This window comes from Micromonospora sp. RTGN7 (assembly GCF_033804645.1).
GTDB lineage: Bacteria > Actinomycetota > Actinomycetes > Mycobacteriales > Micromonosporaceae > Micromonospora.
The window spans coordinates 16624-42191 of sequence record NZ_JAPZLF010000009.1; the positions used below are offsets into that span (position 1 = coordinate 16624).

Sequence of the window (25568 nt, forward strand, 5' to 3'; positions counted from 1 at the left end):
CCGGTCGCCGAGCCGCTCGACAGGCAGCAGACCGGGAGGCCAACTCGATGGGCAGCGTCCAGATCGTCACCACGATCCTCGCGGCCGCCATCACCGCGGTGGCGGTGTGGCTTGCGGTGCGCGCGGTCATGAAGATGACGGCGGTGATCCGTTTGGGTCAGCCCGACCCGGAGCGTTTCACCGACAAGGGCACCCGCACCACGACCATGCTGGCCGAGACCGCCGGCCACACGCGGATGCTCCGGTGGAGCGTGGTGGGCGCCGCGCACTGGTTCGTGATGGTCGCGTTCGTCGTGCTCTCGTTGCTGGTGCTCGAGGCGTACTTCGAGGTGGTCAGCCCGAACGGCGGGCTGCCGGTGATCGGGCACTGGACGATCTTCGGCCTGGCCACCGAGATCATCGCCGTGTTGGGCCTGGTCGGCATCCTGGTGCTGATGGCGATCCGGCTGCGCAACCGGCCCACCCGGCCGGGTGGCCTCTCCCGGTTTACCGGCTCGACCATGTGGCAGGGCTACTTCGTCGAGTGGGTGGTGCTGCTGGTCCTGATCTTCGGTTTCCTGATTCGGGGCTTCAAGGTCGCCACCGACCAGTTCGAGTACCCGGTCTGGGCGACCCCGCTCAGCCATGCGATCGGCAACGGGCTGCCGGCCTGGGAGGCCGGCGTCAGCGTCGCCGCGCTGATCAAGATCGCCATCTCGATGACCTGGCTCATCGTGATCTCGCTGAACGTCACCATGGGCGTCGCCTGGCACCGCTTCCTGGCGTTCCCCAACATCTTCTTCAAGCGCAACCCGGGTCGGGCCGGTTCCGGCCTCGGCGCCCTGCGGCCGATGATGAGCCAGGGCAAGCCCCTCGACTTCGAGGAGGCCGACCCGGAGTCCGACCAGTTCGGTGTCGCCCAGGTCGAGCAGTTCACCTGGAAGGGCCTGCTGGACTTCAGCACCTGCACCGAGTGCGGTCGCTGCCAGTCGCAGTGCCCCGCCTGGAACACCGGAAAGCCGCTGTCGCCGAAGCTGCTCGTGCTGAGCCTGCGCGACCACGCGTACGCCAAGGCGCCCTACCTGCTGGCCGGTGGCGGCAAGGACCTGACCGGCGAAGAGAAGGCCACCGCCGCCCAGCTCGCCCACATGGACGTGCTGGCGCTTGCGGAGGCCGAGAAGCCGTTGATCGGCGGGGCCGAGGACGGCGGCATCATCGACCCCGACGTGCTCTGGTCCTGCACCACCTGCGGGGCGTGCGTCGAGCAGTGCCCGGTCGACATCGAGCACGTCGACCACATCGTCGACATGCGCCGCTACCAGGTGCTGATCGAGTCGAGCTTCCCGTCCGAGGCCGGCGTGATGCTGCGCAACCTGGAGAACAAGGGCAACCCGTGGGGCGCCCCGCCGAACACCCGCGAGGACTGGACCAAGGGACTCGACTTCGAGGTGCCCCGGGTCGGCGAGGTCGAGGACTTCGAGTACCTCTTCTGGGTCGGCTGCGCCGGCGCGTTCGAGGACCGGGCCAAGAAGACCACCCGGGCGGTCGCCACGCTGCTCAACGAGGCCGGCGTGAAGTTCGCCATCCTCGGCGAGGGAGAGACCTGCACCGGTGACCCGGCCCGCCGGATCGGCAACGAGTTCGTCTTCCAGATGCTCGCCCAGCAGAACGTCGAGACCCTGAACGAGGCGTTCGACGGCCGGGAGAAGAACAAGCGCAAGATCGTCGCCACCTGCCCGCACTGCTTCAACACCCTCGGCAACGAGTACGGGCAGCTCGGCGGCGAGTTCGAGGTGGTGCACCACACCCAACTCCTGGCCCACCTGGTCAGCACCGGCAAGCTCACCCCCGTCCAGCCGGTCGACGGCGGTGTCACCTACCACGACCCCTGCTACCTGGGCCGGCACAACCGGGTCTTCGCCCCGCCGCGCGAGGTCCTCGACAGCTCCATCGAGGGTGGCATCACCGAGATGCCGCGCAACAGCGAGCGCTCCTTCTGCTGCGGCGCCGGCGGCGCCCGGATGTGGATGGAGGAGAAGATCGGCAAGCGGATCAACGTGGACCGGGTCGAGGAGGCCATGGCCACCGGGGCGAAGACCATCGCGGTCGGCTGCCCGTTCTGCTCGACGATGCTCAACGACGGGGTGAACGGCAAGGGCGCCGGCGAGCAGGTCGAGGTCGTCGACGTCGCCAGCGTGCTGCTCCGCTCCGTCAAGCCGGCGGACGCCGCCGGCGCGAAGGAGACGGCCCCGGCCGGAAGCTGACGGCAGACACCCGAACGCGGCGCCACCCGGACGGGGGTGGTGCCGCGTCGTCGTCGAGATCTGACGGCTGCGCGTAGCCGTGTGCAAGGCGGCCGGTCATGGAACAATCGCGCCGAGGTGAACCGATCATCGACAGTCTTCTTGTTGCCACGGTGTTGCCCTTGGTCGGCTTCGTGCTGCTGACAGCGGGTAATGCCTTCTTCGTTGCGGCCGAGTTCGCCCTGGTCACTGTGGACCGGCCGGAGATCGACCGGCGGGCTGCGGCCGGCGACAGCGCGGCGGCCACCGTCCGCAATGCGCTGCACGAGCTCTCCTTCCAGCTCTCCGGGGCGCAGCTCGGCATCACCATCACCGCGCTGCTCACCGGATATCTCGCCGAGCCGGCGTTGGCCCGCCTCTTCACCCCGTTGCTGCACCCGCTGGGGGCGGACGCCGACCGGTTCACCCCGTTCCTCGCCCTCGCCCTGGCGACCCTGCTCTCCATGCTCTTCGGCGAGCTGGTGCCGAAAAACCTGGCGCTGGCCCGGCCGATGCCCACCGCGTTGGCCACTGCCCGGGGGATGCGCGGCTTCTCCCGGACGTTCGGGTGGCTGATCAAGGGGCTGAACAACTCGGCGAACACCCTGGTCCGGGGCCTGGGGGTGGAGCCGCAGGAGGAGTTGGCGAGCGCCCGATCCCCGGAGGAGCTGGGCCTGCTCGCGGTGATCTCGGCCCGGGCCGGCGCGCTGCCCCCGGACATCGCGATGCTGCTGCGGCGCACCATCCGCTTCGGCGACAAGCGGGCCGCCGAGGCGATGACCCCCCGGGTGGACGTGATCGCCCTGCGCGCCACAGCCAGCGTGGCCGAGCTGCTCGCCCTCGCCCGGCAGACCGGCCGAACCCGGTTCCCGGTCTTCGAGGAGACCCTCGACCTGGTCACCGGCGTCGCGGCGGTGCCGGACGCACTGGGCGTACCGCTGGCCCGCCGACCCACCACCACCGTCGCGTCGGTGGCCCGCGAGCCGGTGTACGTGCCGGAGAGCCTCGACCTCGACGGCGTCCTCGCGGCACTCAAGGCGGCCGGCGCGGATCTGGCGATCGTGGTCGACGAGTACGGCGGCACCGACGGCGTGGTGACCGTCGAGGACCTGGTGGAGGAGCTGGTCGGGGAGATTGCCGACGAGTTCGATCCGGCGGCGGTCGACGACGTCTGGCCGGCCGAGCTGACCGTGCCGGGCGGCGAGCGCACCGTCCTGGTCGACGGGGTGCTGCGCGAGGACGAGCTGGTCGAGCAGACCGGCTTCCGGCTGCCCGAGGGGCCGTACGAGACCCTCGCCGGCTTCCTGATGGCCCGGCTCGGGCACATTCCGCTGGCCGGGGAGACGGTCGAGGAGAGCGGGTACGAGTTCACCGTGGTCGAGGTCGAGCGGCACCGCATCGAGCAGGTGCGGGTGGTCCGCCCAGAGGAGCCCGGCGACAATGACTGAACTGCTGATCACCGTGCTGCTGCTCTTCGGCAACGCGTTCTTCGTCGGCAGCGAGTTCGCGCTCATCGCGTCCCGGCGGACCGTGATCGAGCCGCTCGCGGCGACGTCGAAGCGGGCCCGCTGGGCGCTGTCGGCGATGAACCAGATCCCGCTGATGATCGCCGGGGCGCAGCTCGGCATCACGATCTGCTCGCTGGGGCTGGGCGCGATCGCCGAACCGGCGCTGGCCCACCTGCTGGAGGTGCCCTTCCGTGCCCTGGGGCTGCCGAACGGGGCCGTCCACCCGGCGGCCTTCCTGATCGCCCTCGGCGTGGTGGTCTTCCTGCACACCGTCGTCGGCGAGATGGTGCCGAAGAACATCACCCTCGCCGGGCCGGAACCGTCGGCGCTCTGGCTGGGCCCGGCCATGCTCGCCTTCTGCACGGCGACCAAACCGCTGCTGCTGGCCATGAAGTGGGCGGCGAAGCGGGTGCTGGGGCTGTGGCGGGTCGAGGCGACGGACTCGGTCAAGACGGTCTTCACCGCCGAGGAGTTGGCCGGGCTGGTGGCGCAGGCCCGCACGGAGGGGCTGCTCGACGCGGAGGAGCACGCCCGGATCACCGGGGCGCTGGCACTGCACACCCGCACCGCGGCGGACGCCCTGCAACCCTGGTCGACGGTGACCACGGTGGCCGAGGACGTCTCGCCGGCCTCCCTGGAGGTGCTGGCCACCCGGACGGGTCGGTCTCGGTTCCCCGTGGTGCAGCGGGCCACCCGCAAGGTGCTCGGCTTCGTGCACGTGAAGGACGTGCTCGGGTATGCCGGGGCGGACCGCCGCGCGCCCGTGCCCGCCGAGGTGTACCACCCGCTGGCCGTGGTTCCGCCGGATCGCACGCTGGCGGATCTGTTGCTGTCGATGCGCCGCGAGCGGCGGCACATGGTTCTGGTGAGCGACGGCCGTCTGCCCCTGGGCGTGGTGACCCTCGACGACGTGTTGACGGCCATCGTCGGCTGAGTCGTGGTCGCGCGGGCAACCCGTTGTGCGGGAAGGGTTGTCGGAGCGTCACGGTGGGCCAACCCACCTTGATTCCCCACATAGGCCTCCCCTAATGTGGGGCGCTGACCGCTGTGGGTCGTCTGCCTCGATCTCTTCCCTCTCGCGAGGCGCCCGGCGGTCGGTTGCGAAGGAGTCGATGCCGGTGGCAACCACGCCCCTCCATCGTCGTGCCCCGGGACGGTCACCTGTTCGTCCGGGTGGCGCCCGTCGGTTCGTACACCGCCTACTCACCCTGGTTGCGGCCGTTGCCGTGGGCGCGGGAACGCTGACCGCGCCCGCGTACGCCGAGCCCTCGGTCGACGAGATCGAGGCGGCGATCGACAAGCAGTGGGAGCAGCTTGAACCCACTATCGAGCAGTACAACAAGGTCCGCGCCCAGATGAAGGTGAACAAGAAGAAATCGGGGGAGCTGGAGAAGAAGATCGAGCCGCTCACGCTCGAGACCGAGCTGGCGATGAACCGGGTCGGTGACCTTGCCTCCCGCTACTACATGTCCGGCCCGTCGCAGGACCTCGGTGCGCTGCTGGTCAGCACCACGCCGGGAACGCTCGCCGAGCAGCTCACCATGCTGGACCGGCTGGCCGCGGAGGAGCGCCGACAGCTTGAGGGCGTGCTCGCGGTCCGGGCCAAGTTCGACAGCCAGAAGCTGAAGCTGGACACGCTGATCACCGCCCAGGAGAAGCAGACCAAGGAGTTGGCGGCCAAGAAGACGCAGATCAACTCCGAGATCAAGCGGCTGCAGGCGTCGATGCCGAAGACCACGGTCTCCGTTGCCGGCTGCCCGACGATCGAGGGTGTGGTCAACGCGGCGGCCCGGACCGCCATCCGGACCGCCTGCGCCCAGGTCGGCGACCCGTACGTCTGGGGTGCCACCGGCCCGAACTCGTTCGACTGCTCCGGCCTGACCCAGTTCGCCTACCGGGCGGCCGGGATCTCGCTGACCCACTTCACCGGGGCACAGTGGAACGAGGGCCGCGCCATCCCGCGCTCGGAGGCTCGCCCGGGTGACCTGGTGTTCTTCTTCAGCGACCTGCACCACGTCGGCCTGTACCTGGGCAACGACCAAATGGTGCACGCGCCCCGGGCCGGCAAACCGGTCCAGGTGGCGAGCATCAACCACATGCCGGTCGCCGGCTTCCGCCGCCCCGGCTGACCTTCGGCGCAGCCCCCGCAGGGGGCCGCGCCCAGCCGGCGTCCCGGCGTGGTCCCCGCGAAGGCCGCCCGGACGCAGCGGACGAGGAAGGCCCCCGGTCACTCGACCGGGGGCCTTCCTCGTGCCGTGCGGCGAGCGTCAGCGGGGCGCGCCCAGCGGGGACGCCACGAGGTTCACATCGGCGCGGTCGACGTACATGATCCGGTGGCCGAACTGGATCTGCACGTACTTCTTCTCGCCCCGGATCACCGTCCAGTCGCCGGGACCGGAGCCGTCGAACGTGCTGGCCCGGTAGTACTCGCTGGGGAGCACCGCGCCGACGGCGTAGCGCTGGCCGGCGGAGAGGGTGTACTGCAACGGCGAGATCGGCTGGTATGGCACCCCGGCCGGGTACGCCGCCTCCTCCGGGTACGCCCGCCCGTACACCGGGATCGTCGTCTTTCCGGCCTTCGGGGTGGCCACCAGGCCGACGGTCCACGCGGCGGTGGGCGCGGAGGCCGGATTGTGGAACCACGCCTTCTGCCCGAGGTACCAGATTGCCGTCCAGTCGCCGTCACGGCCGGCGAGGGCGTACGTCTGTCCGGCCGAGGCGCGGGCGCCGTGGTCGGAGACGGCCATCGTGGCGGGCGTGCCGTTGGGGCGCAGCGCGATGTCGTTGACCAGCGGCGCGTCGGCGCTGGGCGCGGAGCGCAGCACCACCGACGAGGAGCCGCGCGACGGGCACGGCACGCCCACCGTGACGCAGCCGGTGAACGCGGGCCGGTTGGTGGCGAAGTCCGGGTCGATCCGCACCATCCCGGTCAGCGGGGTGGGCAGGTTCAGCTCCGGGGCGCGCAGCAGGTCGAAGTAGTGCGACCAGTCCCAGTAGGGCCCCGGGTCCCAGTGCATGCCGCGCACGTTCGCCGCGACCGTGCCGGGCACGTTGTCGTGGCCGATGATGTGCTGCCGGTCCAGCGGGACGCCGTGGCGCAGCGCGAGGTACCGGACCAGCTTCGACGAGGTGCGGTACATCGCCTCGGTGTACCAGGTGCCCTGGGCGGCGAAGCCCTCGTGCTCCAGGCCGATCGACTTGGAGTTGACGTACCAGTTGCCGGCGTGCCAGGCAACGTCCTTGGTCTTCACGTGCTGGGCGATGTGCCCGTCCACCGAGCGAAGCGTGTAGTGCCAGCTCACGTAGGTCGGGTCCTGGACCATGTTGAGCGTGCCCGCGTAGCTGCCCTCGGTGTCGTGGATGAGGATGTATTCGACCTTCTGCCGCTTCGGCCGGTCGGAGAGGTCGTGGTTGCCGTAGTCCCCGGGGTCGGCGCCGAGCGACTGGTACGGCGCGGGGATCCACTCGCAGGAGATGGTCGAGGGGCACTCCAGGCCGTCGGGGCGTGGCTGCGGGCGTAGGCCGAGCCGGTCCAGCCAGGACTTCTGCGGGGTCAGCGCGCGGGCGGCAAGGGTCACCCGCTGCCCGTCGTCGGTCACCCGGGTCTCGCCGGCGGTGATCTCGCCGAAGACCTCGTCGGCGAAGGCCGCCGCCGCGTCGGCGCCGTCCGCGCCGGAGTACCGGGCCACCGCGCCGTACCAGGCCGCCGGGTCGGTGGCGGTTCCGACCGGGGCGCCGATCTGCTGCTGGTACGACGCGAGCAGCGCCGCCCCGCCGCGGATGTTCGTCGGCGCGTCGGTGCGCAGGGCCGCCTCGTCAGCCCCGATGAGGGTGGCTGCGGTGTCGAGGGTCTGCAACGACTCGACGCTCGGGGCCTCGTCGGCCTTCGGCTGGGCGGGGGCCAGGGCGGTGCGGGAGTCGTCCCCGCGTGGGTCCTCGGCACCGGAGTCGTGGTGGGTGCCGGTCGGCAGGGCGGTCACGTAGTCGGCGTCGGTGAGGTGCATCGGCCCGTACCCCCCGCTGGTGCTCGGGGTGCCGGCGTTGGTGTCCCAGCGGGACTGGAGGTAGGAGACGCCGAGCAGGACGCTCTCCGGCACGCCGAACTCGGCGGCGGCGTCGGCATACTGCTGCTGGCGGTCGGGGGTCTGGTTAGCTGCGGCCGAGGAAACGGCGGTGCCGAGGGGTACGAGGGCCGTGGTGGCGGCCACGGCGGCGGCGAGCAGGATCCGCCTGCTCGACGACGCGACGGAACGGTGCATCGAATCTCCTGAGGGGTCTGCGGTTGAGGTCACCTTCCCGCCGTCGCCCTCCCTCCGTCAATAGCCTTCCCCCAAGTGCCTCGATGTGAAGGAAACTTCCGTCCCGGGCGTTACGGTGTGTCACCGCCCGGAGGGTTGCGGATCTATAACAGGCGTCTCTACTCTGGTCAATCGTCGGCCGGTAGTTGCACCGCCCAGCCGGGAGGTGACGGCCCGACACCGCCGAGTCGCCTCCGGGCGAACCGGGGACCCAGGTACGCCGGGGTGAATCCGCAGCACCGCTGCGGTAGGGCGCTCTCCCTTCCCGCCCGAACCCGTCAGCTAACCCGGTAGGCGGTCAGGGAAGAAGGAGAACTGAGCCCGGTGGCACACCATGCCCTGCGGCACCCGGCACGCCGATCGGCCGACGCCGACCGGATGCCGGCCACGCCGCGCCAACGCTGGTCACGCTTCACCACCGCCCTCGCCGCTCTCGCCGGCGCCGCCGTCGTCCTGACCGGCGCACCGACCGTGGCCCACGCCGACCCCTCGGTCGCCGAGATCGAGCGGCAGATCGACCAGGACTGGAACAAGCTCGAACCGCTCATCGAGCGGCACAACGCCACCCGCCAGGACCTCGCCGCCAAGCGCCGGCAGGCCGATGCGCTCGCCAAGCGGATCGGGCCGTTGCAACGCCGGGTCGACGAGGCGATGGATAAGGTCAGTGGCCTCGCCGTCGAGGCGTACAAGAGTGAGAACCTCTCGGGGATGAATGCGCTGCTCGGCAGCCGCTCGCCCAGCCAGCTCATGGGGCAACTGGAGATGCTCGACCAGTTCGCCGAGCGCCAGCAGCGCGAGGTCCGGACGGTCATCGACCTCCGCGACGAACTGGCCGCGAAGAAACGGCCGCTGGACGAGATGGTCATCCAGCTTGCCCGCACCGAGGCGCAGCTCGCGGCCAAGCGGAAGCAGATCAACACCGAGATCGACCGGCTCCAGAAGCTACGGCTCACGGTGTACGGCAACGGTGGCGGCGGCTCGCTGCGCCCCGCGCCCTGCCCGGCCGCCTACCCCGGCGGCGGCGCGGGGGTCGCGGTGAAGTTCGCCTGCGCCCAGATCGGCAAGCCCTACGTCTGGGGCGCCGAGGGACCGAACTCGTACGACTGCTCGGGCCTGATGCTGGCCGCCTGGGCCAAAGCCGGCGTGTCGCTGCCGCACAACGCCGCTCAGCAGCGATCGGTGACCGCCCGAGTGAGCCGCGCCGACCTGCGCCCCGGCGACCTGGTCTTCTACTACGCCGACCTGCATCACGTCGGCATGTATGTGGGCAACGGCTGGGTGGTGCACGCCTCCCAGGCCGGCCAGCCCATCAAGATGAAGCGCGTCGACGACGGCCAGATCAACAGCTACGGCCGCCCCGCCTGAGAGGGGTAAGGAGGGGCCCCTTCTTAACGCATACGGTCGAGAAGGGGCCCCTTCTCACACCCAAGAGGGGCGTCAGCGGGTCGGCCAGGTGCGCCAGCTCTGCCAGGAGCGGCTCGGGGTCGGGCCCCGCTGCCCCTGGTAACGCGAGCCGTAGACCGCCGAACCGTACGGGTGCTCCGCCGGCGAGGAGAGCCGGAAGATGCAGAGCTGGCCGATCTTCATGCCCGGCCAGAGCGTGATCGGCAGGTTCGCCACGTTGGACAGCTCCAGGGTGACGTGCCCGGAGAAACCCGGGTCGATGAACCCGGCGGTCGAGTGGGTGAGCAGACCCAACCGGCCCAGCGAACTCTTGCCCTCCAGCCGGCCCGCGAGCTGGTCGCCGAGCGAGATGACCTCCAGCGTGGAGGCGAGCACGAACTCCCCGGGATGCAGCACGTACGGCTCGCCGTCGGGCACCTCCACCGGGGAGGTCAACTCGTCCTGCTGCACCGACGGGTCGATGTGTGTGTAAAGGTGGTTGTTGAAGACCCGGAAGAGCTTGTCGAGGCGTACGTCGATGCTCGACGGCTGCACAAGGGTGGGCTCGAACGGCTCCAGCGCGAGCGTCCCGGCCTTCAGCTCGTTGACGAGATCGCGGTCGGAGAGCAGCATCGCCACACCATAGCGAGCCTGGTCGGTGGGTCTGTCATCGCCCGCTGCGCCCGGCGTGCCGCGCTCGCCTGTCGTACAGGTGTTCGATAGAATGTCCACATGGCTTCCTGGTCCGAATTCGCCGCTGACGAGCCACGACTCGCCGGCGGGATCCGCCTCCTCATGCAGCAGTACGGGCCGGGCTTCGGCTACCTGGCCACCGTCCGCGCCGACGGTGGGCCCCGGGTGCACCCGGTCTCCCCGGTGATCACCGACGACGGGCTCTTCTGCTTCATCATCGACTCGCCGAAGCGGCGCGACCTCGAACGCGACGGCCGCTACGCGCTGCACTCCTTCCCGCCGGAGGACAGCGACGACGAGGCGTACGTGGCGGGACACGCGTGGCCGGTGACCGACCAGGCCCGGATGGCCCGGCTCGCCGAGCTGGGGCGGGCCGCCCCGCAGGTGGACTGGCGGCTGTTCGAGTTCACCGTCGACGTGGCGATGCTCGCCCGCCGCTACCAGGGTGGCGCCGTCTTCCCGGGCGGCGGCCCGGGGCAGCCGGCCGTGCAGGTGTGGCTCGACCCCCGAGCCGCCGGTGACCCGGGCGGCGCCCCGGTGGGCGTACCGGATCAGGGGCCGGCCCGGCACGCCCGCAACGCCCACCGCGCGGCGGCCTGACCCCCCGACGACGCCGGTGCCGGCCCCGTCGAAGGACGGAGCCGGCACCGGAGGGTCAGGAACAGGGGAGCGTCAGGCCGCGCGGTACGCGTTCCACGCGGTCAGCATCCGGCTCGCCTGCCCGGTGGTGAACTGGTACATGCACGAGTCGTAGGTGTAGTCCATGAAGTTGGTGATCGGGTCCAGGCCGGTGGCGGTGCAGGTGTTCCGCCCGGTCGGGCACTGGTACGCCGGCGAGGCCTCCGCCGGGGTGTCACCCACGCTGTCGCCCGAGCCGGAGCAGCCGCCCTGGAAGGTGTGGTACAGGTTCAGCCAGTGGCCGACCTCGTGGGTGCCGGTGTCGCCCTGGTTGTAGTTGGTGGCGGTGCCGCCCGGCAGCGACTCGCTCAGCGCGACGACGCCGTCCATACTGCTCAGCTTCCGCTGCGGGAAGGTCGCCCAGCCGAGCAGGTCGTCGCTCAGCTCGCCGAGGTACATGTTCAGGGTGTTCTTGCCGCCCTCACGCAGCGAGGTCTTCATCGAGCGCTCGGCCGACGAGCCCGACACGATCGGGTACCACGCCGGGTTCGTGACCCGGTTGATCTTTTGGAGCTGGAAGCTGAAGGCGGTCGCCGCGCCGCCGGTGCCACCGCTGTAGGCATTGTTCAGCACGGTGATCTGCGAGGTGATCAGCGAGTCCGGGATGTTGCCGCCGGCCCGGGTGCTGTTCTCCTGGATGACGTGCACGACGACCGGGATGGTCACGGTGGCGAGCGTGCCGGCGCCGGCGCCGGCACGGAAGTTGGCCCGCTCGCGCAGGGCGCCAGCCAGGTCGGCCTCGCGCTCGCGGACCTGTGCGGCGGTCAGCTCGTTGGGTTCGTGCTTGGCCTGCGCGCCCGCCTTGACCCGGGCGTCGGAGTGCACGTCGGCCGGCTCGGCGCAGATCTCCGCCGGGGCGGCGGAGAAGGCCGAAGCGGCCGGAACGACGCCCACGGCAGCGGTGCTGAGCAGCAGCGCGAGGGTCGTCGACGCGACGCCTGCGGTGCGCCGGGTCAGCAGGTTGGGACGGAGTCCCATGGGCCCACCTCTTTCTGGCAGCGCGGCAGGGGGTGTGTCGCGCCATGGCTGAAACGTGCGGCAGACGTTACAACCGATCGAGGGATTTGAGAACGGCTATATATTGCCGGCGTGAAACTTTTACGGTTCATCGATGGCTCGGGGGATCGCGGGGAGGTCGGCGGCGCGCGACGGGGTGCCTGGATGCACCCGGCGACGCCGTCGGGTACAGTGGTGCCGCCTGCGGGTGTAGTTCAATGGCAGAACATCAGCTTCCCAAGCTGACAGTGCGGGTTCGATTCCCGTCACCCGCTCCACACACGTAAGCCCTGGTCAGGACAGACGTCCCGCCAGGGCTTCCGTGGTTCTAGGGCCTGCTGAAACAGGGGGGCCATTAGCGGGCCATTAGCTCGCCTCGGCGGCCGGTCCGTCGCCCTCGGCAACCCGCTTGATCTTGCGCTTGCTCGGTTTGCGCCGGGCCGCCTTGACGGCCTTGTCGATCGCGTCGGCGATGCCCTGGTCGGCCTCCCGGTTGGCGTGCTGGTAGATCAGCGCGGCGCGCGGGCTGTCGTGCCCCATCCGGGCCATGATGTCGCGCAGGCTCGCGCCTGGTGCCCGCGACGCGAGGGTGTTGCCGGTGTGCCGCAGGTCGTGGAAGTGCAGCCCGGCCGCGCCGATCGCGGCTACCGCCTCGGGCCACTTGACCAGCTTGTTGAAGTTGCCGCGCCAGAGGTTCCGGCCGCTCTCGCCGGTGAACACGAACGCCTCGGGTGCAGGCGGCTCAGCGCATTCACGGTGCCGTCCGGCTGCACAGTGCACCATCCCCCGTGTCCCCCGCCGTCCCCCGTGTCCCCGCCCTCCCCCGTGTCCCCGCCGTCCCCCGTGTCGCCCAAGGGGGACTGAGCTGCGAGAACAGGGGGGACTGAGGTCCTTCTTCCGTGTCCCCGAAGCGAAGATCACCGCACTATCGACCGCGAAAATCAGCCAACCGTGGCCCCAAGTCGGGACAAGTAATGCCGGTTCAGCTTAGGAATTCAACTGGCGATCAATTTCTCTCATAGCCCACAATGTTTCGCGGTATTTATGCTCAAACATGGCCTGATATTCCGCCGCTTCCTGGAGACGCTTTTGGATCGTGCGGCGCTTAGCTTCTAACGTGTGCCTCTCTAAAAGTAGGCCCTCTTTCTCCGATTGGCTCGCAGCTTGCTGAAGCGCTATTTCAATGTCTTCGCATTTCATGTTAATGCGCGATATCTCATCTTGGGCGCTTTCGAGATTGCGAACAGTGTAGTGAAGTCTTGCTTGGAGCTCATTGCTCCGGCTTGCCAGCTCTTGCCGCTCATGATGGCGGTAGTCTGCTGTTGGCAACTCCCCGGCCTGTCGGATGGTTTCGCTACTTACATTGGCATTGAGGTACTTAGTTGCATGGAATAAAAGTGTTTGAGTGCTCATTAGTACTAGCTGAGCTCCACACCACCGATGCACCTCCTCGGCCAGTTCGGGCTGGGCGGCGATAATCTTTCCTTTTGCTTTGAGGTACCAATCCTCTTTCCGATCGCCTGTAACGAATACCAAGTGGCTGGTGGACCGCCGATTTGCCTCGTCCAGGGTTTGCCGCCAAACGAAATAGTCGCCGTGCCCTCCGGTGGACTTGCCGGCATCTTTGAAGCCAGGAGGTATTTTTTCCTTGGCCCTACGCTCTGCTTCGGTCAGCGCATCGGCACGGTTCTGCTCGTCAAACTCGTCGCCGACGCGATCGCCTATAATTCCTTGAAGGCTTGAAAGGATAGGATCGTCGCTCTCAATTTCATCCGGGGCATGATCGTCGCTCAATCGCTTGACGGATTTTCGCAGCGAGCCAAAAACTTGCTGTAGCTGCATTAAGAGTCGGTCTCGCTCCTCGTCAGTCAGGGCGGCCTGATTGGATAGATTTCTAATCTTGCCCTCTAGGTCCGTCTGAGCAGTTTGTTTGTGTGAGTCAATGACACTGAGGACAGCATCGTAGGTTGCACGCCGCTCCGCCATCACTTCGAGCCTGTTTCGGTGAAATTCCAAGCCCACCTGATGAGGCACCCATACCCGATTGCCGAGGGTGCGAAGCGTTGATAGCAACTCTTCACGAGCTTTCGGAGCAAACCGGTATGCAGAAAGCAGCACGTTGGTGTCCAGGACGACGAACCCGCTTGTTAGAGCTACCCGAATTGTCTCATCGGAAGGAGTAAGAAAGTGCGTGAATGCTCCGCTGAAGCTTTTTGCCACACTTACTCCTCTGATCGCTTCGGTCCTACTAGGACGCGCGGTGCTAGACCCGACTCCAGCACGCGCCCAGCATAGAGGGTGATGAACATCCTCGGTTGCCTTGGTGCAAGGTCCTCCGATGCCTCGGTCGGTATCTCTTCGCCGAGCGGGCCGGGCCATTAGCGGGCCATTACTTCTTGCAGCTCTAGGTCACTCCAGTCCACCTGATGAGTTGTCGAACCAGTAGCAACGTCGGTTCTCGGCGGATCTTGTACGGTTCCCAAGCTGACAGTGCGGGTTCGATTCCCGTCACCCGCTCCACACACGGAATCCCTGGTCAGGACAGACGTCCCGCCAGGGCTTCCGTGGTTCTAGGGCATGCTGAAACAGGGGTGGGCCATTAGCTCGCCTCGGCGGCCGGTCCGTCGCCCTCGGTAACCCGCTTGACCTTGCGCTTGCTCGGCTTGCGCCGGGCCGCCTTGACCGCCTTGTCGATCGCGTCGGCGATGCCCTGGTCGGCCTCCCGGTTGGCGTGCTGGTAGATGCGGCGGCGTCGGGCGCTTCGGGTTGCGCGCTGGGTCGGCCTTCGCCGCCCGCTCCCGCCACGGCGGACACGTCGCGTGCTGGGCTCGGCGGTTGCCGGCGCGGTGACGTCCTTCTCGGTTCGACACGGTGCTCCCCTGTCGGTTGAGATTGGAGGGGGACCGCCCGCGCGTCGCAAGGGGGAAGGACCGGGGCGGTCCCCCGACAGGCGCGAGCCGGGGCGCTACGCCGCCGACCCGTGCCGCCCCATGGGCAGCGTGCCCAGAATCGCTGACCCAATACGTTGCGTTACGGGCCCTTGTCCGTTCGGAACGTTCAGGGGAAAAGACGGGGTGAATCGGGCCGTGCAGGCCGCGATGGTCGAGGCGGGTCACACCGCCGCGAGACCAGACAATTGACCTGTTGAGGACGAGAGCATGGATGACCTGACCGGCTTGCGGTGGAGGAAGTCCACCCGCAGCAGTTCCAACGGCGGTGCCTGCGTCGAGGTTGCCGACCACATCTCCGGTGTCGTCGCCGTACGGGACAGCAAGGACCCGGCGGGGCCGGTGCTCACCTTCCCCCCGAGCGCCTGGCGCGCGTTCGTCGCCGACGTGACCGAGCGAGCCTAATGGCCATCAACGCAGCGGATCACCTGTCTTCGCCGTGCTCTTTCGCCCACCGGGCCACCAGGGTGCTCTTGCCGATGCCGCCGAGGCCGTGGACCGCCTGCACGATCACCACGCCAGGCTCCTGAACCGCCGCGTCTAGCCGGCTAAGCGCCCGCACGACCGACGAAGAGCCGCCGCCGCCCCGGAAGGTTGACCAGCCCGGCCGGTGCCGGCACCTCCTCCGACGCGACCAGGGCCTCCGCCGGCAGCACCGTGACGTGCTGGGTGTTGGTCGCGTTGGCGCCCGTGGAGGCGATGCCAGGGATGCCGCCGGCCGTGATCGGACCCGACCCGTCCGCGCCCGGCGGCGTGGCGGGGGCATTCGACGGAGTCGGCAGATCGGCGGGTGCCGGCGGCCCGCGCCGGGACACCGGCTCACCGGCGCTGGGTTCTTCGTGTTGTCGCCGGTCGAGGCGATACCCGTGAGGTCACCGCTCACCGTGATCAACCTCGCCCGTCTCCCCCGCGGCGCTGCGGCGACCGAGCCGGGCGTCGCGGCTGCTCGAGGGGCCGGGAGCGGGCGAGTCAGGTGCGACCCGCCCGCCCTCCGATCCGCTCAGCCCGCGGTGACGGTGAACACGACCGGCCCGCCCGGCAACGTCTGGCTGTCCGAGCGATCAGGCATGTTCCACCGGCTGGTCATCCCGGCCGCGTTGCCGAGCGCGAAGCCCACGGTGTAAGCACCCGATGCCAGGCCTTCCCAAGGCAGGGGCAGCCTAGCCGTCACGGTGCCGTCGGCAACCTCCACGGCACCGCTGTACGACTCGGACACCACCAGGTTGTTATCGGTGTCGTACAGGTGTACCTCGATCGCGTCGACGGGCGCGACCTGCGCCTGCCTCCGGACGGTGAGCACGACCGAGCGCTGTCCCACCTCATCCGCCGGCAGCGAGGACGGGGTAAGGGTTGCGCTCTCAGCCACCGGCGCGTCGGTGTTCGGCACCCGCGTGATCGCCAGCTCGGGGTCGGGCGCTCCGAACTCCCGGCCGTACAGCGCCACCTTGCCGGAACCGTCGACCACCGCGATGCCCTCGACCTCGCAGCGCGCGATGTACTGGTAGACCATCACCGGAACGGCAACGCGGCCGTCCGCCTTCACGGTCGCCGTATTCTGCTGCTCGCAGCCGCCGTCGAGATCGACGTGGACCGCCGTGATGCCCCGTAGCGCGCCGGTGACCGACATGGTCAGCTCGGTGAGCACGCTGTCGCGCCAGTTGTTCACCGGGTTGGGGCCGATCACGAAACCGCTCGCCTGCACGGTCGAATTGGAGGTCACGGCGATCGACGGCGCCGTCGGGTTCTTGTACGTGGTGGTGCCGCCCGCATTGTTCCGCACGACCAGCGAGGCGATTCGCCAGCTTCCCGGAGCTGCCCCGGCCGGCAGGGTCACCCCGATGGCGCACTGCACCCAGGAGTCCTGATCGGCGCTGCTGATCGATCCGCAGCGGATCGCGGTGCTCGACTCCTCGCGTTCCCAAGTGAACGCCGTGGTGACGCTCTGACCCCCCGGCCCGGCCAGTCGGATGGTGCCCTTCCAGAAGCCTGACTGCCAGTCCTGCACCACGAATCGGTAGGAGACCGTAACGGGATCGTTGCCGAGGTAGAAGTACGGCCTACGCGCCGAGTGCAGCTCGATGGAATCGACCGTCGGCCCGCTGTGGTCGACCATTGCGACTACCGAGAAGCGGTATCCGAACGACTGCAACCCGGTGCCCGAAACGGTCGCGGTGGTGCCGCTGGCACCGATGGTGACCTCGGTGACCTCCCAGGCTGCGGCGGCCGCGTCGGCATGGAGCCGCACCGGCAGGGCGTACGAGTAGGTCGACTCCTGCGGGGTGCCGGACTCGTAGACGGCGTCACCGCAGCAGGTGTCGTCGAATTCGTAGCGCACTCTCACATCGTGACCGATCAAGGCGCCGGTCACAGAGCTGCGCATACGCATCGTCACGGTGCCGTGGATCGATTGAGCCGCTGGGTCGGTATTGGTGACGGTCCAGGTCAGCTTGTTGATCGCCACATCCTGCGTGACGTCGACAAGAGCATGCTCGAAGGAGAGTGCAGTCAATGCGAGCTGTGGCACCGCCGCTTGGGTTGCGGTAGTGCCGGCGAGGGCCACGGTGACCATGACGATGAGGGTCAACATGCCGGTGGCTAACCGGCGCGCGAGGGAAAGTGGCATGAGGAATTTCTATCAGCGGGTGACGATTTTGTCTCTTTTTTATTGACGGGAACCGTCGCGGATTGCCTTAACAGAGGAACGTGAACAGCTCTCCGTCGCTGGCCAGCGGCTGCGGCGTGCCGGCGAACTGGTGTGCGCCGACGGCGAAGAGCACCCCCTCCGGCACGTGGAACGCCCGTTCCACGAAGCCGGCGTCGCGCAGCCAGCCGCGTACCGCCGGGGTCAGGTCGGGGGCCCGGCGGGTCCGCGTCCAGATCACCGTGGCGTCGGCCGCGCAGAGCCGGGGCAGCGCGGACCGTGACGCCGGCCGGCGGACCAGCCGCAGGCGGCGGGACAGGGGCGAGTTCTCGTCGGCGTACGGCTCGTGCCACGCCTGCCAGTCGGTCCGCGACATCATGCGGCACGCTACTCGGGGTCCCGAGAGCACACCGGATTCTGCCTCGCGGCAGGCGGCTCACACGAGCTCGGAGCCGCCGCGTACGCGATCAAGGCCGCGCGCGCGGCGGCACCGGAGGGGCTGAGCGAGGCGGCCGGGCGGCGGGAGTGCCAGTGGCAGCGCGATCAGCTCCCGGAGGCGATCCGCGAGCTCGTCCTAGACGACCAGCGGCTGCGCAACGACATCTGCTGGTCGGTGTTCCACAGTTGAGTCCGAGCCTGTGCCGCTCGGCGAGGGTCCTGTGCCGATCGGGGAGACTGGTCGGATGCGGGTGGAGGACGAGATTCGGGCTGTGGTGGCGGCGTTGACGCCGGGCGACGAAGTGGAGGCCCGCCATCGGGCGGAGTGCCTGGACTGGCTGGCCGCGACCGACGACATCTTCCGGCGGGCGAAGCCGCGTATCCCGTCGCCGCACCTGGTCACGTACTTCCTGCTGCGCGACGACCGCGACGGCGCGGTTCTGCTGGTCGACCACCGTAAGGCGGGCATGTGGCTGCCCACCGGTGGGCACCTGGAGCCCGGCGAGCACCCCGCCGACACGGTGCGCCGCGAGGTGGTTGAGGAGTTGGGCGTACCGGCGGTCTTCGCACCGGCCTTCGGCGCGCGACCGGCGTTCCTGACGGTGACCACGACGGTCGGGCCGCCCGAGGACCGGCACGTCGACGTGAGCCTCTGGTACGTGCTCAGCGGCAGCCGCGAGCAGCCGCTCACCCCCGATCCGGCGGAGTTCCGCGCCGTCCGCTGGTGGACGCCGGGCGAGGTGCGGGCCGCCGCCGCGGGGACCGTCGAGCCGCACCTGACCCGGCTGCTGGCCCGACTCTGACCGGGCGACGACCGGGCGACCTCTGACTGAGCGGCGGCCGGGTGCTGGCCGGGCGACGGCGGCCGGTCGTGGGGCGGGCCGGGCCCGCGATCCGGCCCCTCTGTACCGATACCTCATTCTGGACTCCGCCCCGGTCTTCTCACTGAGCAGCGCGGATTTCTTCGCCGAGCAGGTGGGGCGGGCCGCCGCGCTGGGCTTCACCGACGTGGTGACGCACTGGCCACGGGCCAGCAGTTGGTACGCCGGTGACGAGGCGATCCTGGTCGACGCGGCCACCCGCCTCCTGCCCGAGGTGCGCCGCCTCCCGCGCTCGCTGGCAGGGTGGTGAGAAGGGGACCCTTCTCTGCCGTAGGCGTTAACAAGGTGCCCTTCCTTGCACCTGGCGTACGTCGGGGAGGCGCTGCGGCGAATCGGCTTCGACACCCACGAGATCAGCTGGCAGGTGCCGCCGGACCTGGGCGCGGACCGGGCGGCCCCCTGGGTGGCCGACGGCGCCGTTTCTGCTGGTCGGCGGGACCGGCGACGACTCCTGGGACGGCGCGGCGGCCCGCCGGCTCAGCCCGCACGTGCTGGAGATCGGCGGGGCCGACCACGCGTTGCTGGTGCCCGGTCCGTTGGCCCGTTCGGCCGAGGTGCTGGGCCGGGTCTGCACGGCCGTCGAGCGCTTCCTCGGCTGACTAGCTAGGAGGTAGTCGGCGAGCGAGTTGAGGATCTCGTCGGCGGTCTTGGTCCACCTGAAGGGTGAGCGTTCACCCGAGGTGTCTCACACCATCCTGACCAAGAGGGTCCGGCGGGGACGTGGGGATCTCCTCGATCTGGGATACGCCGCTGGCGGCGTGGGCGCCGTGGCGCTGCCACGTCTCGTGCAACAGGATGCGCCCGTCGGGGAGGATCTCGGGGGTGCTGTGACACTCGCCGACGATGATCCGCCCGTCGTCGAGCACCATGCAGTACGCGAAGTCGACCGAGCCGTCGGGCTGGCACTGTCCGGCGAGGGTGCCCCGGCGCGCGTGACCCCCGGTGAATTCGCCCCAGAGCAGGTCGCCATCCTGCCAGTAGTTCGCGACGCGGCTGTGCTCCCCGCTGCCGTCCGCGACCGGCCGGAACCGGCGCCCGTGATAGTTGATCGAGAGGGCCGTGGCGTTGGGTGAGGGCACGCGTGCTCCTTGAACGGGGTGGACGGCCTGGGCCGGCGATAGCGGTACGGTCGAGGTGGTCAATCGAGCAGGACGACGCTGCGCAGCACTTCGCCGCGGCGCATGCGCTCGAACGCCACCTCGACGTCGCCCAAGCCAATTCGCTCGGTGACGAACAGGTCGAGCGGCAGCCGGCCCTGCAGGTGCAGATCGGCCAACATCGGCATGTCCCTGGAGGGCAGGCAGTCGCCGTACCAGGAGGTCTTGTAGGTGCCGCCCCGCAGGAACAGGTCCAACAGCGGCATCTCCAGCCGCATCGATGAGTCCGGCCTGGCCACCAGCACGAAGGTGCCGCCGATGGAGCGCGCGTGGAAAGCCTGACTCCATGTCTCCGGCGACCCGGCCGCGTCGATGGTCACGTCGGCGCCGAGCCCACCGGTGATCTGTCGGATCCTGGAGACCACGTCCGATTCCCGGCTGGCGTCGATGACATGCGTGGCGCCCAACTGGGTGGCCATTGGCAGCTTTCGCGGATCGATGTCGACAGCGATGATGGTTGTCGCCCCGGCCAGTCGCGCGCCGGCCACCGCCGCGCAGCCCACCCCGCCGCAGCCGATCACCGCGACGGTGTCTCCGGGACTGACGCCCCCAGTGCGCATCGCCGCACCCAGTCCGGACATCACACCGCAGCCGAGGAGGCAGGCAGTGGCAGGGTCCACCGCCTTGTCGACCAGGGTGCACTGGCCCGCGTGGACCAGGGTGAGCCGGGCAAAGGCACCGATGCCCAGGGCTGCCCCGAGCGGTTCCCCGGTGGTCAGCGTCATCGGTCGACTGGCGGTGAGTTCGTCCAGACACGCCTCGGGTGCCCCGCGCAGGCAGGGGCGACAGCGCCCGCAGACCGCTCGCCAGTTGAGGATGACGAAGTCACCTGGGACGACGTGGGTCACGTTGTCACCCACCTGCTCGACGATCCCGGCTGCCTCGTGTCCCAGCAGGTACGGGTAGCCAGAGCCGATGACGCCGTCGCGGTAATGCAGGTCGGTGTGGCAGACCCCGCAGGCCAGCACCCGCACCGTTGCCTCGTCCGGTCCCGGGTCCGGGACCACGATGTCGCGGATCTGCACCGGTTGGCCCGGGCCGAGCGACACCACGGCCTCGACTGTCTGCGCCATGAATCATCGTCCTTGTCTGTCTTGCTGCTGCTGCTGGTATAGGGGCGGGACGGCCAGTGGAGCGGCCCGGATCAGCCGGCGAATTCCACCTTGATCAGGTCCGCGAACCGGATCATCGTCGCGAAGGCGTCCTCCTGCGAGGTCCCGGTGGTGCCGAGGAACCCGAGGATCGTGTTGCCGTGCGGCGGGCGCTTGATGACGTCGCCCGGCCGTGCGGTGATCTTCAGGTCGAACGTCCGTTCCGACTCGCTGACCTCGGCCGGCACGTGCACGCTGGCGATGGTGCCGGCCGCGCAGATCAGACACATCGACGCGGTGTGCACACCAGTGGGCTCAAAGTGCCGCACCTCGGGCCGCACGCCGCGGGCGATGTCGACGGCCGCCGCGATCGGGTCGTGATCGGCGGTCAGCCTGGCGATCAGGTCGAGCCCGCCGCCGCCGACCCGCCCGGCGATCTCCAGAAGGTGCGGCCTGCCGTCGTGGAACCGTACTTCCGCATGCCCCACACTGCGCCGCAGCCCCTGCGCCCGCACCCCGGCAGCGACCACCTCGTGCACCGCTGCCAGGTCCTGCGGGCTCATGGACGTCGGCGCGTGGTGGACATCGTCGTCGAAGGTCTGCCCCTCGATGGTGATCCGGTCCACCACCGAGCCGAGGTACACCTCGTCATCCCAGACGACCACCTCCATCAGGTACTCCGCGCCGTCCAGGAACGACTCCACCAGCAGGCCGCTCGGTCCGAGGTCCACCCCTTCCGGCTCGGACCGGGCCCAGAACATGTCGCGGCTGCCTTCCTCAGCCTGCGCGTACCGCTCGGCCAACTCCGCCGGGGAGCCGACCTTGAACACGAAGTTGCTGCCGGCGCCGTGCGTGGGCTTGATGATGACCGGATAACCGAACTCCTCCGCCGCGGCATGCGCCTCTGCCAGGGTGCCGGTCAGCCGGAACTGGGGAGAGGGCGCGCCGGCCCGCTCGTACGCCTGCCGCATCAGGTACTTGTTGCGGCAGTTGACCGCGGCTTCGACTCCAATGCCGGGTAGGCCGAGGGCCTCGGCCACCGCCGCTACGGTGATCACCGACGACTCCGAGAAGGTCAATACCCCGTCGAAGCCTTCGGCCTGGTGCCACTGTTTGCCGGCGGCGATGATGTCGTCGATGTGGCGGGAACCGACCACCTGGTACCGCTCGGCGGGCCAGAAGTCCGGCTTACCTTCACCGTTGAGCACGTAGAGTGTTGCACCCAGGGCTTCCACCTGCGCGTAACGCGACAGATAGTACTCTAAATACTGACAAGTCTCGATGGCGAGTAACTTCATCTGGTTCTCCTACGATGCTCGTCCGGCGTCAGCGCCGGGAGCCAGCTGGTCGAACGTGGCTGGCAGCATTGGCAACCGGAACATCGTGACCTTGTCCACGGGCCCGTCGTCGATCCGTAGCCGCACCCCGGCGCCGGCCAGCATGTCGGTAACGTCGATCAGGATGGGCGCGGCGTACGCGAGCAGGGTCTGCACCTGAGCCAGCATGTCGGCTGCGGTGTCCGAGTTGATGGTGTCACGCGCCAGGCGGTCCAGTTGGGTGGCGATCGTGTCGGCGACCCCGCCCGGGCTGAACCGGTCGTCCTGGTAGTGCCGGCGCAGCCGGTCGGCCACCACCTGGGCCCGAGCGCGGCCGACCGCGCTCACCGGCAACACCGCGCCGTCCGGGATGGTCAGCTCGGCCAGCGCCGTGGCCAGCCGGTTCCAGGGCCGCACCAGCCGGGTGGCCACCACGTTCCGCAGATCGGCCTCGGTGAAGTTGGTGCGTTGGAACTCCGGGGCGGTGAGGGCCAGATAGAACCGCGCCAGGTCGCGGGGCACGCGGTCGAGCAGATCAGTGGCAGAGATCAGATGGCCGCGGCTGGTGGAGAACTTCGACCGGTCCAGCTCGTAGAACTCATTGGTCACGGTCACCGTCGGGGTGGCGTACCGCTGCGGGTGCGACAGCAGCATGGCCACGTCGAGCATCCCCCAGTGGAAGACGTTGTCGTACCCGTGGAAGTAGACGATCGTGGGCTGGGTGTCGGCGAGCCAGAATTGGTCGGTGCGCTCGGCCGGCCGGCCGAGCCGCCCCGCCGACCACCACGTGCTGTAGATGATCGCCGGCATCGCCTCGATCCACGGGTACAACCGCTGCCCGGGAGTCTCGGCGAACGGCGCCGGCAGTCCCCAGTGGCCAGGCACGGTGACCGGCACATCCGGTAGCGGGCCGGCCATCAGCTCCGTGACCAAGTCGCGGGCGTTCGGCCGCCACCGTGGCGCGTGCTGGGCGTAATAGTCGGCGAGCTGGTTACGCAGTCGCTCCAACGGCAGCACGAGGATCTCCACCTCGCGGTGCTCGACGTCGTCCGTCGGGTCGAGCGGGTAATACGGGTCGAGCAGCTCGTCGAAGTTGTTCGGGTGCCCACACGCCTCGCACGCGCCGCCCGAGCTCTGCGCCAGGCAGGTCGGACAGATACCCGAGACGAGCGCGTCGTAGAGGCAGACCCCGGCCCGTCGGGCGAACGGAAACCGGACGGTACGCAGCTCGAAAGCGCCTGCCTGGTGCTGGGCGGTGACGAAGTCGAGCACGGTACGTCGGTAGGTTTCGTCGACCGGCGGCAGCCCGACCAGGGTGGCACCCAGCGCGGTGAACGCCTGTCCGATCTGCGCGGTGGCATCGCGCACCAGGTCCGCCGGGGCTATCCCCAGGCCCGCCGCGCGGGTCGCCACGAAGGACTGACTGTCGTCGGTGCAGGTGGTGTGGATGACAAACTTGCCCCGCGCACGCTGGTACCGGGCGTAGACATCGGCGGCCAGGTACGGCCCCGCCAGGTGCCCGACGTGCAGGCCCCCGTTGGAGGTGGGCGTGGCCGGAACCACGATCACCGGAGGTTCGTCCAGGCTCATGACACGGTCCGGTGGCGCTCGACGAACTGGTCCGCCATCTCGTGATCCCACCAGATCGCATACATCTGGAACGGCTGTTCACCACGGTTGACCACCTGGTGCCGCTCGTGTGGCGGGAAGTGCACGACGTCCCCCGCGACGAACGGCGTGTTGCCCGCGTCGGTCACGAGCTCCGCCTGGCCCGTCAACGCGATCCAGATTTCGTACTCGTGGTGACCGTGCGCCCCGGACTCGGCCCCGGGCGGCACCACACACCAGGAGCCCTCGAAGGGGGCGTTCAACGCCTCCCAGGGCATCAGCCGCTGCGCCCGCAGCCCGTTGTCGGGCTTGAGGCCGTGGTGGTCTAGCTTGCGGATCTCCATGAGTCAGTCATCCCTTCCCTCGGCGAGGACGCCGCCGGCCGCCGTCGTGCCGACCAGCGCCGGTGTGCTGGCACGGGGGGCGAGCAGATCGGTCACCATCTCGCCAGCGCGGGCCGCCAGTACGCTGATCAGCGAGTCCGCGATGCCATGAGTCTCCTCATTGACGCCCTGCAGATAGCAGCCGGCGGTCACGGAGTCCGGCGTCACCATGCGGTAGTTGCGGTCGACCGTGATCTCGCGTACGCCCACGGAGGCGGCGGTCTGCCGGATCAGCGCCGGCTGGCCCTGCTCGAAGCCGGTGCCCAGGAGCACCAGGTCGGCGCGGAGCTCGTCGGTCGTCGCCCGTAGCCGGTCGTGCACGGTCAACACGACCTCGTCGTCCTCCATCCGGGTGGCGAGCACGTCGGTGAGCGTATGCATGACGATCCGCGTGTTGCCGGTCAGCCGGTCCTGGTACATCTGGCGATACAGCGTGTCGAGCATGCCGGGGGCTAGGCCGGCATAGTTCGTCCGGTGCATCTCCTGCAACAACTGGGCCCGGGCCTCGGCGGAGCCGGCGTGGAACTGGTCGACGAACGACGGGAAGTACAGCTCATTGGTAAAGGCGCTGCTCTCGTAGCCGCGCAGCCCGGCTGACCTCATCAACATCCGGCACTCGGCGGCTGGGAACTGCTGGTACATCGTCCACAGCATCTCGGCAGCACTCTGCGCCCCGCCGACGACCACGACCCGGCGCACCGCCTTCGGGTCGAGCTGCGCCACCCGGCCGGTGAACTCGGTGCTGTGGACCACCCGATCGGCGGGCAGATCTCGGAACGCGGCGGGAACGTTGGGGGCCCGGCCGACTCCGATCACCACGTCCCGGCAGCGGACCACCTCGCCGGTGTCGAACTGGACCCGCCAGCGATCCGACACTCCGTCGTCACGTGACGACACCGGCATGATCGCCGTCACCTTCCGTCCGTACTCCACTTGCACCCGCTCCAGCGACTTGGCCACCCACTGCAGGTACGCGGAGACCTCCAGTCGGAACGGCAACGCCGAGCCCAGGTTGATGAACTCGTCCAGCCGGTTGGTCGAGTGCAGGTAGTTGACGAAGGAGTACTGGCTGCGTGGGTTGCGCAGCGTCACGAGATCCTTGAGGAAGCCGACCTGGCTCTGAGCCCACGGCAGCAGCATCCCGCGCTGCCAGGCGATGTCGTCGTACTGGTCCACCAGCAGGGTTTCCTCGGCCATGTCGGGAGCCATCTCCTCGACCGCCACGGCAAAGGCGAGGTTGGCCGGACCGGCCCCCACTGCGACCACTGACTTGTGTCTCTCCATGCTG

General features: G+C 69.1%; 22 protein-coding genes, 1 tRNA gene, 2 pseudogenes and 1 riboswitch. Of the genes and pseudogenes, 11 read left to right on the top strand and 14 right to left on the bottom strand.

The annotated features are described in order from the left end of the window. The first annotated feature begins 47 nt into the window (after positions 1–47). From SNR22_RS15085 to SNR22_RS15100, 4 genes are all read left to right on the top strand, one after another. Positions 48–2243: a (Fe-S)-binding protein gene (locus SNR22_RS15085; RefSeq protein WP_320067200.1), complete on the top strand. Its 2196-nt coding sequence runs from the start codon at positions 48–50 to the stop codon at positions 2241–2243. Positions 2244–2341: 98 nt separating this feature from the next. Further along, positions 2342–3709, top strand: a complete 1368-nt coding sequence (locus tag SNR22_RS15090; RefSeq protein WP_320067201.1) for a hemolysin family protein — start codon at positions 2342–2344, stop codon at positions 3707–3709. Continuing rightward, the gene (locus SNR22_RS15095) at positions 3702–4703 is read left to right on the top strand and encodes a hemolysin family protein (RefSeq protein WP_320067202.1); all 1002 of its coding nucleotides are present in this window, start codon (positions 3702–3704) and stop codon (positions 4701–4703) included. Before SNR22_RS15090 ends, SNR22_RS15095 begins: the two co-directional genes overlap by 8 nt. Before the next feature lie 178 nt (positions 4704–4881). Continuing rightward, entirely contained in the window at positions 4882–5898 is a 1017-nt protein-coding gene (locus SNR22_RS15100; protein WP_320067203.1) for an NlpC/P60 family protein, read from the top strand. Between the two features lie 138 nt (positions 5899–6036). Here SNR22_RS15100 and SNR22_RS15105 read toward each other — a convergent pair whose 3' ends face one another. Next, the gene (locus SNR22_RS15105) at positions 6037–8028 is read right to left on the bottom strand and encodes a peptidoglycan recognition family protein (RefSeq protein ID WP_320067204.1); all 1992 of its coding nucleotides are present in this window, start codon (positions 8026–8028) and stop codon (positions 6037–6039) included. Positions 8029–8238: 210 nt separating this feature from the next. Beyond that, positions 8239–8379: riboswitch (cyclic di-AMP (ydaO/yuaA leader) on the top strand. 12 nt (positions 8380–8391) lie between these two features. Between SNR22_RS15105 and SNR22_RS15110 the strand changes: the two genes are divergently transcribed. Next, positions 8392–9432: an NlpC/P60 family protein gene (locus SNR22_RS15110; protein ID WP_320067205.1), complete on the top strand. Its 1041-nt coding sequence runs from the start codon at positions 8392–8394 to the stop codon at positions 9430–9432. 72 nt (positions 9433–9504) lie between these two features. Here the strand turns inward: SNR22_RS15110 and dcd are convergent, their stop codons facing one another. Further along, entirely contained in the window at positions 9505–10083 is a 579-nt protein-coding gene (gene dcd, locus SNR22_RS15115) for a dCTP deaminase (protein ID WP_320067206.1), read from the bottom strand. 99 nt (positions 10084–10182) lie between these two features. Here dcd and SNR22_RS15120 point away from each other — a divergent pair, with 99 nt between their 5' ends. After that, the gene (locus SNR22_RS15120) at positions 10183–10743 is read left to right on the top strand and encodes a pyridoxamine 5'-phosphate oxidase family protein (RefSeq protein ID WP_320067207.1); all 561 of its coding nucleotides are present in this window, start codon (positions 10183–10185) and stop codon (positions 10741–10743) included. Between the two features lie 72 nt (positions 10744–10815). Here SNR22_RS15120 and SNR22_RS15125 read toward each other — a convergent pair whose 3' ends face one another. Then, on the bottom strand, positions 10816–11799 hold the full coding sequence (locus tag SNR22_RS15125) for a zinc metalloprotease (RefSeq protein WP_320067208.1): 984 nt from the start codon (positions 11797–11799) through the stop codon (positions 10816–10818). 222 nt (positions 11800–12021) lie between these two features. Here SNR22_RS15125 and SNR22_RS15130 point away from each other — a divergent pair. Beyond that, positions 12022–12095 (top strand) — tRNA-Gly (locus tag SNR22_RS15130). An 88-nt stretch (positions 12096–12183) separates the two neighbouring features. Here SNR22_RS15130 and SNR22_RS15135 read toward each other — a convergent pair. Together SNR22_RS15135 and SNR22_RS15140 are read right to left on the bottom strand one after the other, a co-directional pair. Continuing rightward, positions 12184–12537 carry a site-specific integrase gene (locus SNR22_RS15135; protein WP_320067209.1) on the bottom strand — a complete coding sequence of 118 codons (354 nt, stop codon included), beginning with the start codon at positions 12535–12537 and terminating at the stop codon, positions 12184–12186. A 267-nt stretch (positions 12538–12804) separates the two neighbouring features. Beyond that, positions 12805–14037 (bottom strand): PIN-like domain-containing protein, encoded by a 1233-nt coding sequence (locus SNR22_RS15140; RefSeq protein ID WP_320067210.1) that lies wholly within the window; start codon positions 14035–14037, stop codon positions 12805–12807. Positions 14038–14975: 938 nt separating this feature from the next. Here SNR22_RS15140 and SNR22_RS15145 point away from each other — a divergent pair. Further along, the gene (locus tag SNR22_RS15145) at positions 14976–15170 is read left to right on the top strand and encodes a DUF397 domain-containing protein (protein ID WP_320067211.1); all 195 of its coding nucleotides are present in this window, start codon (positions 14976–14978) and stop codon (positions 15168–15170) included. A 143-nt stretch (positions 15171–15313) separates the two neighbouring features. Here SNR22_RS15145 and SNR22_RS15150 read toward each other — a convergent pair whose 3' ends face one another. From SNR22_RS15150 to SNR22_RS15160, 3 genes are all read right to left on the bottom strand, one after another. After that, complete coding sequence (locus SNR22_RS15150) at positions 15314–15580, bottom strand: hypothetical protein (protein WP_320067212.1); 267 nt, start codon at positions 15578–15580, stop codon at positions 15314–15316. A gap of 185 nt (positions 15581–15765) precedes the next feature. Next, on the bottom strand, positions 15766–17388 hold the full coding sequence (locus SNR22_RS15155; protein WP_320067213.1) for a hypothetical protein: 1623 nt from the start codon (positions 17386–17388) through the stop codon (positions 15766–15768). A 67-nt stretch (positions 17389–17455) separates the two neighbouring features. After that, the gene (locus SNR22_RS15160; RefSeq protein ID WP_320067214.1) at positions 17456–17782 is read right to left on the bottom strand and encodes a hypothetical protein; all 327 of its coding nucleotides are present in this window, start codon (positions 17780–17782) and stop codon (positions 17456–17458) included. 57 nt (positions 17783–17839) lie between these two features. Here SNR22_RS15160 and SNR22_RS15165 point away from each other — a divergent pair. The 3 genes and pseudogenes from SNR22_RS15165 to SNR22_RS15175 all read left to right on the top strand — a co-directional run. Beyond that, positions 17840–18034, top strand: a pseudogene (locus SNR22_RS15165) (putative immunity protein); the annotation flags it as partial. 55 nt (positions 18035–18089) lie between these two features. Next, a complete protein-coding gene (locus SNR22_RS15170; RefSeq protein WP_320067215.1) occupies positions 18090–18647 on the top strand; it encodes an NUDIX domain-containing protein in 558 nt (185 codons plus the stop codon). A 91-nt stretch (positions 18648–18738) separates the two neighbouring features. Further along, positions 18739–18975, top strand: a pseudogene (locus tag SNR22_RS15175) (LLM class flavin-dependent oxidoreductase); the annotation flags it as partial. 421 nt (positions 18976–19396) lie between these two features. Here the strand turns inward: SNR22_RS15175 and SNR22_RS15180 are convergent. From SNR22_RS15180 to SNR22_RS15205, 6 genes are all read right to left on the bottom strand, one after another. Continuing rightward, positions 19397–19804: a hypothetical protein gene (locus tag SNR22_RS15180; protein ID WP_320067216.1), complete on the bottom strand. Its 408-nt coding sequence runs from the start codon at positions 19802–19804 to the stop codon at positions 19397–19399. Between the two features lie 59 nt (positions 19805–19863). Next, on the bottom strand, positions 19864–20955 hold the full coding sequence (locus tag SNR22_RS15185) for an S-(hydroxymethyl)mycothiol dehydrogenase (RefSeq protein WP_320067217.1): 1092 nt from the start codon (positions 20953–20955) through the stop codon (positions 19864–19866). 71 nt (positions 20956–21026) lie between these two features. Continuing rightward, positions 21027–22271: an ATP-grasp domain-containing protein gene (locus SNR22_RS15190; RefSeq protein ID WP_320067218.1), complete on the bottom strand. Its 1245-nt coding sequence runs from the start codon at positions 22269–22271 to the stop codon at positions 21027–21029. Positions 22272–22280: 9 nt separating this feature from the next. Then, positions 22281–23879: a class I tRNA ligase family protein gene (locus tag SNR22_RS15195; RefSeq protein WP_320067219.1), complete on the bottom strand. Its 1599-nt coding sequence runs from the start codon at positions 23877–23879 to the stop codon at positions 22281–22283. Beyond that, complete coding sequence (locus SNR22_RS15200; protein WP_320067220.1) at positions 23876–24241, bottom strand: cupin domain-containing protein; 366 nt, start codon at positions 24239–24241, stop codon at positions 23876–23878. The genes SNR22_RS15195 and SNR22_RS15200 overlap by 4 nt, the downstream gene beginning before the upstream one ends. Before the next feature lie 3 nt (positions 24242–24244). Next, positions 24245–25564 (bottom strand): SidA/IucD/PvdA family monooxygenase, encoded by a 1320-nt coding sequence (locus tag SNR22_RS15205; protein WP_320067221.1) that lies wholly within the window; start codon positions 25562–25564, stop codon positions 24245–24247. Positions 25565–25568: the final 4 nt, after the last annotated feature.

Bases quoted from the DNA above. Each gene is read 5' to 3' on its own strand.
- SNR22_RS15105 (WP_320067204.1), bottom strand. From the start codon at position 8,028: ATGCACCGTTCCGTCGCGTCGTCGAGCAGGCGGATCCTGCTCGCCGCC.
- SNR22_RS15205 (WP_320067221.1), bottom strand. From the start codon at position 25,564: ATGGAGAGACACAAGTCAGTGGTCGCAGTGGGGGCCGGTCCGGCCAAC.
- SNR22_RS15195 (WP_320067219.1), bottom strand. From the start codon at position 23,879: ATGAGCCTGGACGAACCTCCGGTGATCGTGGTTCCGGCCACGCCCACC.
- SNR22_RS15095 (WP_320067202.1), top strand. From the start codon at position 3,702: ATGACTGAACTGCTGATCACCGTGCTGCTGCTCTTCGGCAACGCGTTC.
- SNR22_RS15170 (WP_320067215.1), top strand. From the start codon at position 18,090: ATGCGGGTGGAGGACGAGATTCGGGCTGTGGTGGCGGCGTTGACGCCG.
- SNR22_RS15190 (WP_320067218.1), bottom strand. From the start codon at position 22,271: ATGAAGTTACTCGCCATCGAGACTTGTCAGTATTTAGAGTACTATCTG.
- SNR22_RS15200 (WP_320067220.1), bottom strand. From the start codon at position 24,241: ATGGAGATCCGCAAGCTAGACCACCACGGCCTCAAGCCCGACAACGGG.
- SNR22_RS15090 (WP_320067201.1), top strand. From the start codon at position 2,342: ATGGAACAATCGCGCCGAGGTGAACCGATCATCGACAGTCTTCTTGTT.
- SNR22_RS15155 (WP_320067213.1), bottom strand. From the start codon at position 17,388: ATGCCACTTTCCCTCGCGCGCCGGTTAGCCACCGGCATGTTGACCCTC.
- SNR22_RS15160 (WP_320067214.1), bottom strand. From the start codon at position 17,782: ATGTCGCGGACCGACTGGCAGGCGTGGCACGAGCCGTACGCCGACGAG.
- dcd (WP_320067206.1), bottom strand. From the start codon at position 10,083: ATGCTGCTCTCCGACCGCGATCTCGTCAACGAGCTGAAGGCCGGGACG.
- SNR22_RS15145 (WP_320067211.1), top strand. From the start codon at position 14,976: ATGGATGACCTGACCGGCTTGCGGTGGAGGAAGTCCACCCGCAGCAGT.
- SNR22_RS15185 (WP_320067217.1), bottom strand. From the start codon at position 20,955: ATGGCGCAGACAGTCGAGGCCGTGGTGTCGCTCGGCCCGGGCCAACCG.
- SNR22_RS15125 (WP_320067208.1), bottom strand. From the start codon at position 11,799: ATGGGACTCCGTCCCAACCTGCTGACCCGGCGCACCGCAGGCGTCGCG.
- SNR22_RS15120 (WP_320067207.1), top strand. From the start codon at position 10,183: ATGGCTTCCTGGTCCGAATTCGCCGCTGACGAGCCACGACTCGCCGGC.
- SNR22_RS15085 (WP_320067200.1), top strand. From the start codon at position 48: ATGGGCAGCGTCCAGATCGTCACCACGATCCTCGCGGCCGCCATCACC.
- SNR22_RS15100 (WP_320067203.1), top strand. From the start codon at position 4,882: ATGCCGGTGGCAACCACGCCCCTCCATCGTCGTGCCCCGGGACGGTCA.